At 72.1% G+C, this 15145-nt stretch carries 13 protein-coding genes; 3 read left to right on the top strand and 10 right to left on the bottom strand.

The genetic code is table 11. The features are described from left to right. Positions 1-10 precede the first annotated feature (10 nt). Complete coding sequence (locus tag BM076_RS18540) at positions 11-1516, top strand: serine hydrolase domain-containing protein (RefSeq protein ID WP_093714705.1); 1506 nt, start codon at positions 11-13, stop codon at positions 1514-1516. On the opposite strand, the gene BM076_RS18535 is transcribed toward BM076_RS18540, so the two are convergent. Genes BM076_RS18535 through BM076_RS18520 form a run of 4 tightly spaced genes read right to left on the bottom strand, consistent with a single transcriptional unit; the run spans position 1506 to position 7033 of the window. Beyond that, positions 1506-2792, bottom strand: a complete 1287-nt coding sequence (locus BM076_RS18535; protein ID WP_107416969.1) for a cation:proton antiporter — start codon at positions 2790-2792, stop codon at positions 1506-1508. The genes BM076_RS18540 and BM076_RS18535 overlap by 11 nt on opposite strands. 58 nt (positions 2793-2850) lie before the next feature. Next, entirely contained in the window at positions 2851-4275 is a 1425-nt protein-coding gene (locus tag BM076_RS18530) for a cytochrome P450 (protein ID WP_093714704.1), read from the bottom strand. Next, entirely contained in the window at positions 4269-5357 is a 1089-nt protein-coding gene (locus tag BM076_RS18525) for an alpha-hydroxy acid oxidase (RefSeq protein WP_245796138.1), read from the bottom strand. Before BM076_RS18525 ends, BM076_RS18530 begins: the two co-directional genes overlap by 7 nt. Continuing rightward, on the bottom strand, positions 5354-7033 hold the full coding sequence (locus BM076_RS18520; RefSeq protein ID WP_093714703.1) for an NAD(P)-binding domain-containing protein: 1680 nt from the start codon (positions 7031-7033) through the stop codon (positions 5354-5356). The genes BM076_RS18525 and BM076_RS18520 overlap by 4 nt, the downstream gene beginning before the upstream one ends. Positions 7034-7176: 143 nt before the next feature. On the opposite strand from BM076_RS18520, the gene BM076_RS18515 reads away from it, so the two are divergent. Next, the gene (locus BM076_RS18515; protein WP_407640675.1) at positions 7177-8829 is read left to right on the top strand and encodes a class I adenylate-forming enzyme family protein; all 1653 of its coding nucleotides are present in this window, start codon (positions 7177-7179) and stop codon (positions 8827-8829) included. Between the two features lie 45 nt (positions 8830-8874). Here BM076_RS18515 and BM076_RS18510 read toward each other — a convergent pair whose 3' ends face one another. Continuing rightward, on the bottom strand, positions 8875-9201 hold the full coding sequence (locus BM076_RS18510; RefSeq protein ID WP_093714701.1) for a hypothetical protein: 327 nt from the start codon (positions 9199-9201) through the stop codon (positions 8875-8877). Positions 9202-9323: 122 nt separating this feature from the next. On the opposite strand from BM076_RS18510, the gene BM076_RS18505 reads away from it, so the two are divergent. Beyond that, positions 9324-10262: a DUF72 domain-containing protein gene (locus BM076_RS18505; RefSeq protein WP_093714700.1), complete on the top strand. Its 939-nt coding sequence runs from the start codon at positions 9324-9326 to the stop codon at positions 10260-10262. Positions 10263-10331: 69 nt separating this feature from the next. Here the strand turns inward: BM076_RS18505 and glgX are convergent, their stop codons facing one another. The 5 genes from glgX to BM076_RS18480 form a co-directional block, all read right to left on the bottom strand. Continuing rightward, entirely contained in the window at positions 10332-12449 is a 2118-nt protein-coding gene (glgX, locus tag BM076_RS18500; protein ID WP_093714699.1) for a glycogen debranching protein GlgX, read from the bottom strand. A gap of 211 nt (positions 12450-12660) precedes the next feature. Then, positions 12661-12927 carry a DUF4235 domain-containing protein gene (locus tag BM076_RS18495; RefSeq protein WP_093714698.1) on the bottom strand — a complete coding sequence of 89 codons (267 nt, stop codon included), beginning with the start codon at positions 12925-12927 and terminating at the stop codon, positions 12661-12663. After that, entirely contained in the window at positions 12924-13484 is a 561-nt protein-coding gene (locus tag BM076_RS37550; RefSeq protein WP_177246504.1) for a DUF3618 domain-containing protein, read from the bottom strand. The genes BM076_RS18495 and BM076_RS37550 overlap by 4 nt, the downstream gene beginning before the upstream one ends. Beyond that, positions 13481-13939, bottom strand: coding sequence for a phage holin family protein (locus tag BM076_RS18485; RefSeq protein WP_093714697.1), 459 nt, complete (start codon positions 13937-13939; stop codon positions 13481-13483). The genes BM076_RS37550 and BM076_RS18485 overlap by 4 nt, the downstream gene beginning before the upstream one ends. A 123-nt stretch (positions 13940-14062) precedes the next feature. After that, positions 14063-15088, bottom strand: coding sequence for a YihY/virulence factor BrkB family protein (locus tag BM076_RS18480; RefSeq protein ID WP_093714696.1), 1026 nt, complete (start codon positions 15086-15088; stop codon positions 14063-14065). Between the last annotated feature and the right edge of the window lie 57 nt (positions 15089-15145).

Here is a 15145-nt window from a genome sequence, read left to right as displayed (position 1 = left end):
AGGACACCGGATGACCGTACGACCGCTGCCCGCACGATCGCTGCCCGTCAGCACCCCGGCCGCACAAGGTGTCGACGCGCGCGGCGTCCACGCCTTCCTCGACGCGCTGGAGGACGCCGCCGGGATCGAGCCGCACAGTCTGATGATCCTGCGGCACGGCAGCGTCGTGGCCGCCGGATGGTGGGCGCCGTACACCGCGGACCGGCCGCACCTGCTGTACTCCCTCAGCAAGAGCTTCACCGGCTCGGCCGCGGCCTTCGCCGTCGCCGAGGGACTGCTCGACCTGGACGCCACGGTCGTGTCGTACTTCCCGGAATTCGACGCCGACATCACCGATCCCGGCAGCCGCGCCATGCTGGTGCGGCACATCGCGTCCATGGCGAGCGGCCACGACGCCGAGACCTGGAGCCGGGCGGTCGCGGCGGACCCGCGGGAACCGGTTCGCGGTTTCCTGCTGCTGCCGCCGGACCGCGCGCCCGGCACGGTCTTCGCGTACAACCAGCCCACCACGTACACGCTGGCGGCCATCATCCAGCGCGCCACCGGGCAGACGCTCACCGAATACCTGCGGCCCCGGCTGCTCGAACCGCTCGGCATCGGGGAGACGGCCTGGCAGCAGTACCCGGCGGGCCGCGACCTCGGCTACAGCGGTCTGCACGCCGCGACCGACGCCGTCGCCCGCCTCGGGCAGCTCTACCTCGACGGCGGCAGGTGGGAGGGCCGGCAGCTGCTGCCCGCCGGCTGGGCGGAGGAGGCGACCCGCCCGCACGTCGCCAACGGCGACGGCTCGGCCGAGGCGGCGCGGTCGGACTGGGCGCAGGGCTACGGCTTCCAGTTCTGGACGTCACGGCACGGCTACCGGGGCGACGGCGCCTACGGGCAGTTCTGCGTCGTGCTGCCCGAGCAGGACGCGGTGATCGCCATGACCGCGGAGACCAACCGCATGCAGGCCGTCCTCGACTTCGCCTGGGAGCACCTGCTGCCCGCCTTCGGCCCCACGCCGCGGACCGGTGAAGGGGCGGGCGAGCGGGAGAGCGCGGCCGACGCGGCGCTGCGCGAGCGGCTGGCCGCGCTCGCCGCCCCGGAGACCGACGCGCGACCCGCACCACCGGACGGGCCGGACGCCTGGTCGGGCGTGCGCTTCACCCCGCACGGCGGTGTGTGCGAGGATCAGACGACCCTGACCGCCGTGGAACTGTCCGCCGAGGACGGCGGCTGGGCGCTGACACTGGTGGAAGGCGCGGCCGAGGACGCGCCGCGGCTCACCGTACGGTTCACCGGGACGGCGTGGGCGGTCACCGACCGCCCCGACGCGGCCGTGCCGGTCGCGGTCAGCGCGGGCTGGACCGACGCCGACACCTTCGTCGCCGACCTCGGCTTCCTGGAGACCCCGCACCACCTGATCCTGACCTGCACCCTGGCGGACCGCGAGGTCACCGCGCGATGGCGCACGCACCGGGTGCCGTCCGACCCGCTGGCCGCCTACGGCGCGCGGACCCGCGTGCTCACTCCCTGACGGCGCCGACCACGGCCGGCGGCCCGTCGGCCGGCAGTTCCGGCGCGTCCTGGACGCCGCCGTCGCGCCGGTCCCACAGCGTCAGCAGCGGGGTCGCCATCACCGTGGTGACCAGGGCGACCAGGACGAGCACGGTGAACATCGCGCGGGTCACCACCCCTTCGGCCAGGCCCACATTGATGGCGATGAGCTGCATCAGACCCCGCGCGTTCATCAGTGTGCCGACCCGCAGCGCCACCGGGGCGCTCTGCCCGGCGAGCCGGGCCGCCAGCCAGCACGCGCCGAATTTCCCGGCCACCGCCGCCAGCGTGCAGCCGAGCGCGAAGAGCAGCAGCGTCGGGTCGGTGAGCAGCCCGGTGTCGGTGTTGAGCCCGGAGTAGGTGAAGAACAGCGGCAGCAGCAGCACATTGCCGAGCGGCGCCGCCGCCTCCAGGGTGCGGTCGATCTTCGGGGCCCGCGGATAGGCGACGCCGAGGCTGAAGGCGCCGAAGACGGCGTAGAGGCCGATCCGGTCGGTGTACCAGGCGGCCAGACAGAGCAACAGCAGGGTGACCAGCAGGAGTTGGTCGGCCGGCAGCCGGTCGGCCACCCGGACCGCCGGGCCGCGCAGCCGCAGCAGGACCAGCAGCACGACCGCCAGTCCGGCCGCGCCCGCCACCGCTTCCACCACGGGGCCCGCCGTACCGCGCGAAAGGCTGAGCACCCCCGCGAGCAGGATCCACGCGATGACGTCGTCCAGCGCCCCCGCCGCCAGGGAGATCGTCCCGAACACCGTGTCCGTCAGGCCGCGTTCGGTGATGATCCTGGCCAGCATCGGGAAGGCGGTGATCGCCAGGGTGACGCCGACGAAGGGCGCCGCCACATACATCGGTACGCCCGCGGGCGCGGTGTGCACCTGGCCGCGTACCGCCCACACCAGGGCGGTGCCCAAGGCCAGCGGCGCGAGAATGCCCGCCGTCGAGATGACGGCCGCGGGCCGCGCGACGGGCTTGATCCGCTCGACACGGAACTCGTAACCGGCCTGGAACATGAACAGCACCAGCCCCAACTGCCCGGCCACGTACAGCACCGGGCGCAGATCGGTGGGGAAGACGGCGCGTTCCCACGACGGCGCGACGAGGCCGAGGACGGACGGGCCGAGCAGCACGCCCGCGATCATCTCGGCGACCACCGGCGGCTGGCCGAACGGGCGCAGCACCCAGGTGGTGAGGCGGCAGGTGAGCAGGATGACGACAACGGCGATCAGGAAGGCGGGGCCGAGCGCGGTCGCGGACATGGCGTGCTGCCCTTCGGCGGGGAGTGAGGCGGGGGGGATACGGCGGGGACGGGGTCGGTCAGTGCGGATACGGGCAGCGGCCGTCGCCGCCGGGTGTCTCGCGTGCGGTGGACGTACCGGTCAGCGGGCAGCCCTGCGTGTCGTGCGCGGCGAACCAGCGCTCGGTCGGCCGCTGCCGCCGCGCGTCCAGCACCATCCAGGTGCCGAGCACGAGTTGCAGGACGCTGCGGCCCACGTCCTCCCAGCGGTCACGGACCCGCAGCAGCAGCCGTACGGCCGCGATCCGGTACGGCGGCAGCGGCCGGTCGCGGCGTACGAGGAGGGCCGGCGCGCGGTGCGGGATGGAGCGGGTGTGCGACACGCCGGTGTGCAGGGTGAACCGGGCCAGCACCTCACGGGTGGCGGCCCGCATGATCAGCGGCGCGAGCCGCCACGCGGGACAGGGCCGGTTGCCGGCCACGCCGAACGGGATGTGGTGCGCGTGCTTGGCCGACAGGTGGTTCCACCGGTCCGGGTCGAAGGTGCCGGGGTCGGTGTAACCCGTCGCGTGGTAGGCGGGGTAGTCGAAGCAGAGCACCGTGCCCGCCGGATAGTGCGCGCCGCCGCCGAGGTCGATGTCCGCGTCGGTGATCCGGTGCGCGATGCCGAACAGCGGATACAGCCGCAGCGTCTCGTTCATGACATTGGACAAGTCCCGGTCGTCGTACGGGTGTTCGGCGAGCCTTCGCTGGATGCCCGGCTCGGCCGCGAGCACCAGCAGCAGATGTGCCATCGCCTCCGACATCTGCACGACCGCGGTGTTGAAGAAGGTGCCCTGGAGGTAGTGCGCACGGTCCCGCGCCGACGCCAACTCCGGTGGCAGCGCGTGCGGTACGTCACCGGCCGCCAGTCGCCGCAGCAGATAGCGGGTGAGCCGCTCGCGCCGCCGCATGTGCCGAAGGCGGGTGTTCTTCAGCGAGTTGATGACGTCCTCGGCATTGGCCACGATCAGCCCGCGCGCGTACGCCGGACACGGCTCGCGGAAGACCAGCTCGTAGAAGAACTCCGCCCAGACCGGCATCATCAGATCCCGCAGCCGCACCAACGCGGCCTCGCCCGGCACCAGTTCGTCCAGTACCTCGGCGGTCCTGCGCGCGGCCGCCGCCGACAGCTCGGCGCTCGTCCCGGCCAGGATCGCGGTGGTGGTCCGGGCCACCGCGTCGTAGCGCGGGCCCGGCTCCAGGTGCTCCTGGTGCACCTCGGGCCCCGGCGAGAGCCAGTACCAGAACAGGTCGGACAGCGCCGCGCCCTTGCTGCGGCCACTGGCGGCCGGGTGCTCGTACAGCTCGGTGAAGCGCTCGGGATCGACCTCGGCGTTGGGTACGACCACGCCCTCCGGGCCGTTGATCCGGGCGAAGACCTTCACCCGCAGCGCCACCACGGTCCGCGGCAGCCAGTACGGGACGGTCAGGGCGAGCGCCGCGGCCCCCGCGCGCCTCAGCACGGCCGCACCCCCGTCGCGCCGCGCACGACGACCTGGTCGCGGCCGAGCCCGTGGCAGTCGGCGGCGCCGCACAGCGTCAGGATGTGCTCCACCTCGGCCCGCAGCTCCGCCAGTACGGCCGCCACCCCAGCCTCGCCGTCGGCCGCGAGCCCCCACAGCACGGGCCTGCCGACACCGACGGCCGCGGCGCCGAGCGCGAGCGCGGCCACCGCGTCGGCGCCGCTTCGCACCCCGCCGTCCAGCAGCACCGGGATCCGCCCGGCGACCGCGTCGGCCACCGCGGGCAGCGCCTCGACACCGGCGGGCGCCGCGTCGAGCTGCCGGCCGCCGTGATTGGACACCAGCAGCGCCGCCACGCCCTCGTCGGCGGCGCGGCGCGCGTCGGCCGGGTGCAGCACCCCCTTGAGCACCACCGGCAGCTCCGTCAGCTCCCGCAGCCGGCGCAGATCCGCCCAGGACAGGGCGGGGGACATCGCGATGTCCCGGGTGCGGCCGGGCGGCGCGCCCGGCAGGTCCCGCATGTTCTCGGCGGCCAGGCCCGGCGGCAGGTCGTGGAAGCCGTTGCGGTCGTCGCGCGTGCGGCGGCCGAAGACCGGTGAGTCCGCGGTGACCACCAGCGCCGTGCAGCCCGCCTTCTCCGCGCGCCGCACCAGCGCCTCGGTGACCGCCGGCTCCGGCTGGAGGTAGAGCTGGAACCACACCGCCGCGTCCGGCCGTACTTCGCGTGCCGCCGCCGTCACCTCGTCGACGGCGGTGGTGGCCGCCATCGAGGTGATCAGTACGGTGCCGGCCGCGGCGACCGCGCGGGCCGTGGCGCGTTCGCCGTCCGGGTGCGCGAGCCGGTGGAAGGCGGTGGGGGAGACCAGCACCGGCATCGACAGGCGTTCGCCGAGCAGCGTGACCGCCGGATCGGCGGGGCCCGCGCCGGTCAGCACCCGCGGCAGCAGGGCGAGCCGGGCGAAGGCCGCCTCATTGGCGGCGAGCGCGGTCTCGGCGCCGGCGCCGCCCTCGTAGAAGTCCCAGTGCACCGGATCGAGCCGGGCGCGGGCCCGCTCCCGCAGGGCGGCCAGCACCCCGTTCACGACGGGTTCGCGGCGGCCGGGGCGTCACCCGCCACCGGATGGTCGGTGAGGAAGCGGACCAGCGGGGCGCGATGGACGTCCTCGCTGTCCCACTCGTTCTCCAGATTCTCCGTGACATGGTGCTCGGCGACCGGCTTCCCGTCCTCGAACAGCCGCACCACCGGGTGCAGATAGCGGCCGTCGAGGCCGCCGGTGTCCTGCTGCGACACCCGGCCCACCGACACGTCGAACGGATTGACCTTGTCGTGGTCGGCGCCGTATTCGAGGGTGACGGTCAGATAGCGCTCGACGTCGCCGAACACGCCGTCCGCGACAGCCTGGTGGAGGTGGTCGACGGGGACCTCGTCGTGGTAGCCGACCGAGACGCCGTCAGGGCCCCTGGTGGCGATCACCGCGTCGCCGAGGAAGCCGAAGAGCTGCCACAGCGCCGAGGTGACATTGACCCGGGCGATCACCGCGTCCGCGATGGTGGCGGGCAGATCGGCGGGCAGGTCGGTGGGCGGGCCGGCGGGATCGGCCGGGGCCGCGGTCAGCGCGCGGCGCGGCCAGGGCCGGTCGTGATAGCGCTGCTCCAGGATGTGGTGCAGGGCGCGGACCCCGTAGCGGTAGCCGTGGATGAAACCGCTGGTGGATTTCTTGAAATCACGCGCCTGCGTGATGGTGCCCGCGAAATACAGATCCGGCACGTTCACCGACTCCCAGGCTTCGGTCTGCGCCGGGAACCGGTCCTTGATCATGAGTTCCGGACGGCATTCCTCGGCGAAGACCGAGGCGTCGAAGCGGAAACCGGTGGCCAGGATCACCCGGTCGTAGCGTATCTCCTTGACCACCTCGTTGACCCTGGCAAATTTCACCGCCACCCGGAACCGACCGTTTTCCGGGTCCCGGACGATGTGCAGGATCTCACCGTCGAGCAGGGCGTTCTCCGATTTGAGCTGATACGTGTCGAGGAAGTTGTTGTTCACGGCACGCAGATGGCCCACGAAATGGGTCTGCCAGGCCAGACGCAGCGAGCCTGGGCCCGCCACATGGATGACGGAAGCGGTCTCGATGAGATTGTCCGCGGTCTCGAAGGCCGAATTGCCGCGGCCGATGATGAGGACCCGCTGACCGGTGAATCCGGCCGGGTCGACCGACACGAGGTCGTAGCGCTCGGCGAGTTCGACGCCCTCGATCGGCGGGATGTACGGCCGGGACACGCCGGTGGCCATGATGATCCGGCGGGCCCTGATGGTGTGGCCGTCCTGGTCCACGGCCGTGAAGTCGCCGCGCCCGCCGCCGTCCTCGGCCGGCGGCCGGGCGATCCGGGTGATCCGCGTGTCGTAGCGGATCCGCAGCCGGTGGGTGGCGACGAAGTCCGCGAGGTAGCCGACGAGGTCGTCGGCGTCGGGGAAGTAGCGCGGGGTGACCGAGGTGAACAGCGGGGCGCCCTCGTCGGACAGCAGCGAGTTCCAGTCGGTGCGCAGCTTCAGTTCCGGGTCGTCCCAGCCGGTGTGCACCTTGTTGATGGATATGAGTTTCCTGTGCCGCGGAAAACGGGTGAAGAACGTCCCGGGTGCCGTACCCGCCTCGACGACCAGATAGTCGCGACCGGCCCGCTCGAGGAAATATGCCGCCTGGATTCCCGCCGGTCCCGCGCCGACGACGAGGTAATCGATCCGCTCTTCTCGGGGCATGCGTCCTCCAGGCGTCCGAAGTGGTCGGAGTCACCGTAGTTGAGAGTTAAAGGAGATATCCAGAGGCAGGAATGTGATCCACCTCACACTGTCTTCCGGATGTCCTGTGGCGGATAATTTCGGCCTCACACATTGCCGTAGAGGTGAGTGCCGCGGTGTACCCGCGGCCGAAAAGCGACCCCGTGACCGCCGCACAGGATCGGAGAACGTCCGTGAAAAATCCGGCCGAATCGGTATTTCCGCAACCACTTGTCGACGCTTTCCGGGCCGACCCGCGGACCCCGGCCTTCGAGTACCGGTCACGTCCGGTCACCCGTGGCGAGGTGCTGACCCAGGTACGCGCCTGCGTCGTGGGACTGCGGGCGGCCGGACTCGGGCCCGGCGGGGGAGTGGCCGTCACCACCGCCGTCACCCCGCAGGGCTTCGCCGTCCAGATCGCCGCCCACCTGCTGGGCTGCCGGGTCACCGGCCTGCGGCCCGGCCTCACACCCGCGCAGCTCGACCACGTCCTGGGGACCGGCATCGACGCGGTGATCGCCGACGCCTCGACCGGCACACCGGAACTGCGCGCCGCGGCGGCCGGCCGCCCCGTCCTCGACGTGGACCGCGACCTGGTGGCGGAGCGGGCGACCGCGACGGCCGGTGCCGCCTCCGCGGACGACGAGGGCGACGAAGGTGACGAGGGCGCCCTCACCGCCCGGGGCCGCCCCGACGACATCGGCCTGATCACCCTGACCAGCGGCAGCACCGGCCGCCCCAAGGGCTGCGCCCAGACCTACCGGGCACTGACCGAACACTGGTCGTGGCAGCCCGCCCGCTGGAGCGAGACCGCCGCCCGGCTCGCCGACGGCTACCGGCGCTATCTCGTCTTCGGCACCCTCACCAGCGCGGTGATGCTCGAACACCTCGCGCTGTGCCTGCTCAGCGGCGGCACCGCCGTCATCCCCGAACCCCCGCTGGAATTCCCGGAGATCTGGCAGCGGTACCGCATCACCGCGTGCCTGTGCACCGTGCCCCGGCTCTACCAGATCCTCGACACACTGCGGGAGCACGACATCGACACCAGCAGCATGCGCGCCCTGCTCGTCGCGGGTTCACCGCTGCCGCCGCACCGGCTCGCCGAGGCCGTCGACCGGCTCGGCCCCGCCGTCCACCAGGGCTACGGGCAGACCGAGACGGGGATGCTCACCCTGCTCACGCCCGAGGACCTCGCCAAGGGCGCCGACCAGGTGCTGGACGCGGTCGGCAGGCCGATGCCCGGGGTGGACATCAGCGTGCGCGACCCGCACGGCCGGCCCGTGCCCGCCGGCGCGCGCGGCGAGATCTGGGTACGCAGCGGCGGCGCCATGTCCGGCTACTGGCAGGACGAGGCGGAGACCCGCGATGTGCTGCGCGACGGCTGGATCCGCACCCGCGACCTCGGCACCCTCGCCGACGACGGCTTCCTGCGCCTGCTCGGCCGCGCCCGTGACGTCATCTTCGTCAACGCCGTGCTGCATTACGCGGGCGCCATCGAGTCGGCGCTGGCCACACACCCCGACGTCGACCAGGTCTATGTCGTCGGCGCGCCCGACGAGCACACCGGTGAGGCGGCCCACGCCTTCATCGTCCCCGCCGCCGGCCGGACCCCCGGGGAGGACGCCCTGCGGGCCGTCGTACGCCGGGAGTTGGGCGAGGCCGCCGTCCCGGCGACGGTCACCCTGCTGACCGAGGTGCCGGTCGCCCCGAGCGGCAAACCCGACAAGCGCGCCCTGCTGGCACTGCTCGACCCGGGCCCGGCGGGCACGCCAGGCTGACGGTTCACCGCCCGCGCCCTCGCCCTTGTCCGCGTATGGGACCTGTCAGGCGTCGCCGAAGGGGGCGGGCCCGACGCCCGCCACCGGAATGACGCCGGTGCCCACGGCGACCGAGTCCGGCACCACGGTGGCCTGCCGGCCGTCCGGCATCCGCAGGGTGCACGGACCCACGGCCACAGCGAAGATGTTGACGTCCTCGGCGGCTTCCAGCCGCCCCGACCAGGCGCGCGGCGCGCCCCCGGCGCCGAGGGCCAGGTCCGCGGGTTCCAGGAACAGATCGGCCATCACCGGAATGTCCCCCCGGCCGGTGACGAGAGCGGCCGGTCCGATGTAGGCGTCCGTGAGCGGAGTGTGCGGCTGGTCCGAAGTCATACGGGGCGTCTGTCCCTGATCGCGCGGGTCATGACATGGCGCTCGTCATAGGACGCGCGTCACGTCCGGCCCCGAGGCGCGCGGTAGGGGACGACCGGCCGTACAGGGGTAGCCGGTCGTCCATGACACGGATCGACGTCGGCACCTGTTCGTGGACGGATCCCGCGCTCCTGGCGAGCGGCTGGTACCCGCCGTCGGCACGCGGGCCCGAAGGGAGGCTGCGGCACTATGCCTCGCGCTTCCCGGTCGTGGAGGTGGACGCGACCTACTACGCGCTGCCGAGCACCCGCAACAGCGAACTGTGGGCCGCCCGCACCCCTGACGGCTTCCGCTTCGACGTGAAGGCGTTCTCACTGCTCACGGGGCACCCGACCCGCGCCGGCGCGCTGCCCGCGACCCTGCGGGTGCCGGGACCGCCCGGCCGCCCGGTGCGCGCCGCCGAGCTACCCGTCGGGGCCGAACAGGAGATCTGGGAGCGGTTCGCCGGCGCCCTCGATCCGCTGATCGCCGCCGACCGGCTGGGGACGGTGCTGCTCCAGTTCCCGCCGTGGTTCGCCCCGGGACCCGCGGCACAGGCCGCCCTCGGCCGGTGGGCGGAACGTGCGCGCGAGATCCCGCTCGCCGTCGAACTGCGCCACCCGGCCTGGCTGACCCCTTCGGCCTTCCCTGGGACGACCGCACTGCTGCGGTCCGCGGGAGCGGCGTTCGTCGCGGTCGACGTCGCCCAAGGGCTGCCGACCTCCCTGCCGCCGGTGACCGCCGTCACTTCGTCGGCCACCGCGGTCGTCCGTTTCCACGGCCGCAGCCGGCAGTGGGGGACCGGCAGCAAGGAAGACCGTTTCCGGCACCGGTACACCGCTGCCGAACTGCGGCCCTGGCTCCCCCGGATCCAGCAGCTGGCCGGGAAGGCCGACCGGGTGCACGTGCTGTTCAACAACTGCTGCGGTGACGCGGCCGTGTCCGCGGCCGAGCTGATGACGCACCTGCTGGAGCGACCGGGGCCGAGCGGTCGGCGGACTGCCCGGCCCGCCGTACCGGTGGACGACACCGGCACGGCGTGACTCCGGGAGCGCCGGACGTGTCAGCACCTCACGACGCGCTCCCGGCTGCGGTGCGTCGTGGCGTCGCCGTCATCCGGCCTTGCGCTTGCGGGTCAGGATCGTCATCGAGCGGGCCTGTACCGGCACCACCGCGTCCGCGGGCACCCGCGGTCCGTCAGGCCCGCCGGTGTCGGACTCGACCGCGGTGTCCACGACGATCCGCCAGCCGCTGCCGAAGGCGGCGGACGGAACATGGAAGTCCACCTGCTCGTAATGGCTGTTGACCAGCAGCAGGAAGGAGTCGTCCACGACACGTTCGCCGTGCGGCCCGGGCTCCGCGATCGCGTCCCCGTTGAGGAAGGCGCCCACGGCGTGCGCGTCCTCGCGCAGCCAGTTATCGTGCGCCATCTCGCCGCCGTCCGGCCGGAACCACACCAGATCCGGTGCGCCGCCGGTGTCGGCGCCGCGGAAGAAGCGCCGCCGCCGCAGCACCGGATGCTCGGCGCGCAGTGCGATCACCCGCCGGGTGAAGGCCAGCAGATTGCGCCGCTCCTCGTCCAACTCCCAGTCCACCCAGGTGGTTTCGTTGTCCTGGCAGTAGACGTTGTTGTTGCCGTGTTGGGTGCGGCCCATTTCGTCGCCGTGCGCGAGCATCGGCACGCCCTGCGACACGAAGAGCGTGGTCAGCAGATTGCGCTGCTGCCGTGCGCGCAGCGCCAGAATTTCCTTGTCCTCGGTCTCGCCCTCGGCGCCGCAGTTCCAGGACCTGTTGTGACTCTCGCCGTCCTGGCCGCCCTCACCATTGGCGTCATTGTGCTTGTCGTTGTACGAGACCAGGTCGCGCAGCGTGAAACCGTCATGTGCCGTCACGAAATTGACGCTCGCGCGCGGCCGGCGGCGGCTGCCCTCGTACAGGTCCGAGGAGCCGGTGAGCCGGGAGCCGAATTCTGGCAGCGTCGACGGCACGCCGCGCCAGAAGTCCCGTACCGAGTCACGGTACTTGCCGTTCCACTCGCTCCACAGCGCGGGGAAGTTGCCCACCTGATAGCCGCCGTCGCCGATGTCCCACGGCTCGGCGATCAGCTTCACCCGGCTGATCACCGGATCCTGCTGCACCAGGTCGAAGAACGCGGACAGCCGGTCCACCTCGTGGAACTGCCGGGCGAGCGCCGACGCCAGGTCGAAGCGGAAGCCGTCCACATGCATCTCGGTGACCCAGTAGCGCAGCGAGTCCATGATGAGCTGAAGGACATTCGGATGCCGCATCAGCAGGCTGTTGCCGGTGCCCGTGGTGTCGAAACAGTGCCTCGGATCGTCGTCGACCAAGCGGTAGTAGGAGGCGTTGTCGATGCCGCGGAAGGAGAGCGTCGGGCCCATGTGATTGCCCTCGGCCGTGTGGTTGTAGACGACGTCGAGGATCACCTCGATCCCCGCCTTGTGCAGGGCTTTGACCATCTCCTTGAATTCCGTGACCTGTTGACCCCGGCTGCCGCTCGCGGAGTAGGCGTTGTGGGGCGCGAAGAAGCCGATCGTGTTGTAGCCCCAGTAGTTCGACAGACCCCGGTCCCGCAGATGCCCGTCCTGCACGAATTGGTGCACCGGCATCAATTCGACGGCGGTGACGCCCAGTTCGGTGAGGTGCCCGATGACCGCCGGGTGCCCCATACCCGCGTAGGTGCCGCGCAGCTTCGGCGGCAGCTCCGGGTGACGTACCGTCAGCCCGCGGACATGCGCCTCGTACAGCACCGACTCGTGGTACGGCCGTTTCGGCAGCCGGTCGTCGCCCCAGTCGAAGGCCGGGTCGGCGACCACCGACAGCATCGTGTGGCCCAGGCTGTCGGTGGTGTCGGGTTCGTCGGAACCGTCGTCGCGGTAGCCGAGCAGTGAACGGTGCCCGTCCGGCTGGCCGTCGACGGCCTTGGCGTACGGGTCGAGCAGCAGCTTCGCCGGATTGCAGCGGTGCCCGCGCGCCGGGTCGTACGGGCCGTGCACTCGGTACCCGTAACGCTGCCCCGGGCCGACACCCGGCAGGTAGATGTGCCAGACCGAACCGTCCACCGACGCAAGCGGGGTGCGCTGTTCGCGTCCGGAACCGTCGATGAGAGCGAGGTCGACTTTCTCGGCCACTTCCGAGAAGAGGGCGAAATTGGTGCCTGAGCCGTCATAGGTCGCGCCCAGGGGATACGGAAGTCCGGACCATTTCTGCATTCGCCGAAGTTAACCGCCGGGGGGCGCGGAGCCGCCGACGCGCGCCGCGTCCGTACGGGTGACGCGGTGGCGGCCGGAAGGGAGGGCCGTCACCGCGCTCCGCGGACACGGCGCGCGAGCCATGGGACACCGGGGGTCCGGGCCCGCCGGACCGAGCCGCCCGGCCCGCACGAGATCAGGCGAATAAGGTGAATCAGGCAGATCGGGTGAGTCAGGCGGGCCAGGTGCCAGTGAGCCGCCGCGTCGCGGTGGCACCGCTGCGCGCCACCGCGGCCTTCACGACGGCGAAGATCACCCCGTGCACCGCCGACGCGACCAGCACCTCCGTCCATCCGCGGTCCTCGTCCAGGGCGTCCGGTGTGTCGTCGTCGTGCCCGACGGCCTTCCACGTCTGCTTGAACGCGGCCCCGGCCAGCGCTCCGGCGGCCACGCTCAGCAGCAGCCCGACGGGCCGGTAGGCGATCTTCGCGGCATTCATCGGCGACCACGCCTCCACCGGACGGTGAAGAACACCACGATCGCGCCGAGGGCCGCCCCGACCGCCGCGGCGGGCCGCCGCTTCACGGCCTCGGCCGCCTGGCGGGACTTCTCCGCCACCGGCTCCGGCGTCTTCTCCCGTACCGCGCTCACGACCGCCTTGGCCTTGTCGCGCACCGGCGCCGAGGCGTCCGCGACGGCGCCGCCGGCCTTTCCGGCCTGCTCGCCGACCGCCTCCGCTGCCGCGCCGGCCGACTCGGCGGCCTTTCCCGCCGCCTCGCCCGCGTCGTCCTTCGCCGCATGTGTGCGGTCCTTGAGCCGGCCCACCGTGTCCTGCACCTTGTGCCCGACCTCGGCGGCCTTGTGCCCGACCTCGTCCTTGACCTCGACGGCCTTCTCCTTGGCCTGCGCCGCCTTGTCCTTGGCGCGTGCCTTGACGTCGGCCTTGGCCGCCAGCTCCTCCACCGTCTCGCCGAGTTGCTCGCGGGTGTTCTCCACCTGCGCGCGCAGCTCCTCCGGGGTGGCGGGATCCTTGTCTTCCTGGGGGTCGATCGTCATCGCTTCGTCTTTTCCTTGATCGTGGCGACGTCGGCCTTCACGCCTTCGATCGCCTGCTCCGGAGCGGGCGGCGTCGCCCGGCCCACTTCCTTCTTCCCGGCCAGCGCCAGCACCCCGGCGAGCGCGAACAGCGCACCCGCCACGATCAGCGCCGACGCCCACACCGGGAGCGCCAGGGCGAGCGCCGCGACCGCCGCGCCGACCAGCGCCCCGAGGCCGAGGAACGCCAGCAGACCCGCACCGCCGAACAGTCCGCCGCCGATGCCGAAGCGCTTGCCCTTCTGCGTCATCTCCGCCTGGGCGAGCTGCATCTCCTCGCGCACGAGCTGCGACATCTGCCGCGTCGCACGTGACACCAGCTCACCGACCGACGGCTCCGCGGAGCCGTTGTCCGCCGTCCGGTCCCCGGCGGCAGCGGGGGTACGCGCCGCCAGGGGTGTCTCGACCTGATCCATCACCGCTCACCGGCCCTTCCGTTTCCTTACCCGCCCGGCTACCCCGGGCACTGACGTGCACACACCCGGCTCGCCGCACCGCCCCGTGCTGCCGCGCGGTGGGTGTGTCGTCCCGGCGCGCGATCACCGGCTGCCGCGGAAGTCCTCCGCATTCCACTTACGGGTGTCCCGCGGCTCCACATACGGCTCCCGCGTCTCCGGCATTCCGCCGGCGATCGCCCGCTGACGTGCCAATTCCGCGTCGAATTCGAGTCCGAGCAGGATCGCCAGGTTGGTGATCCACATCCACACCAGAAAGACGATCACGCCGGCGAGCGTGCCGTACGTCTTGTTGTACGAGCTGAAATTGGCCACGTAGAGCGCGAAGCCGGCGGACGCCGCCATCCAGAGGACGAGCGCGAGAAAACTGCCGGGGGTCACCCAGCGGAAGCCCCGCCCCTTCGCGTTGGGCGCGCCCCAGTAGAGCAGCGCGATCATGACCGTGACCAGCACCAGCAGCACCGGCCACTTCGCGATCGACCAGACCGTCAGCGCGGTGTCCCCGATGCCCAGGGCGGTACCTGCCTGATGCGCGACGGCGCCGGTGAACACGACGATCAGCGCGCTCGCGCAGGCCAGCAGCATGAGTGTCACCGTCAGGGCCAGGCGCAGCGGCATGACCTTCCACACCGGCCGCCCCTCGGGCATGTCGTAGACGGCGTTGGAGGCCCTGATGAACGCGGCCACGTAACCGGACGCCGACCACACCGCGCCGAGCAGACCGATCACGGCCAGCAGCGACCCCGTGCCGCCCTTGCCCTGCAGCTCTCTGACGGCGTTGGTGATGATCTCGCGGGCCGAGCCGGGCGTGAGCTGCGTGAGATTGTCGAGCACCTTGTCCGTGGTCGAGCGTCCTGCCGCGCCGAGCAGCGCCACCAGCACCAGCAGCGCCGGGAAGAGCGACTGCACGCTGTAGTACGTCAGAGCCGCCGCGCGGTCGCCGAGCTCGTCGTCCTGGAATTCCCTGGCCGTGCCCCGCAGCACCGACAACCAGGACCGCGCGGCCAGTTCCGTGGGCTCGTCGGGTGCGGCGCGCTCCACTTCGGGCCCGGGGCCCTCCGCGGCGTCCGCCGGCAGGTTCTGTTCGTCGTCTCTGTGTTCCCGCGCCATGGCGGGCGGGTTGCCCCGACCGGTCGCGGTAAACCGGTCGTCCCCGCGGGACCCGGG

Origin of the sequence: Actinacidiphila alni (assembly GCF_900112845.1) — a bacterium.
Classification (GTDB): domain Bacteria; phylum Actinomycetota; class Actinomycetes; order Streptomycetales; family Streptomycetaceae; genus Actinacidiphila; species Actinacidiphila alni.
Note: the sequence above shows the minus strand (reverse complement) of the source record. Positions and strands in the feature narration are given on the sequence as shown.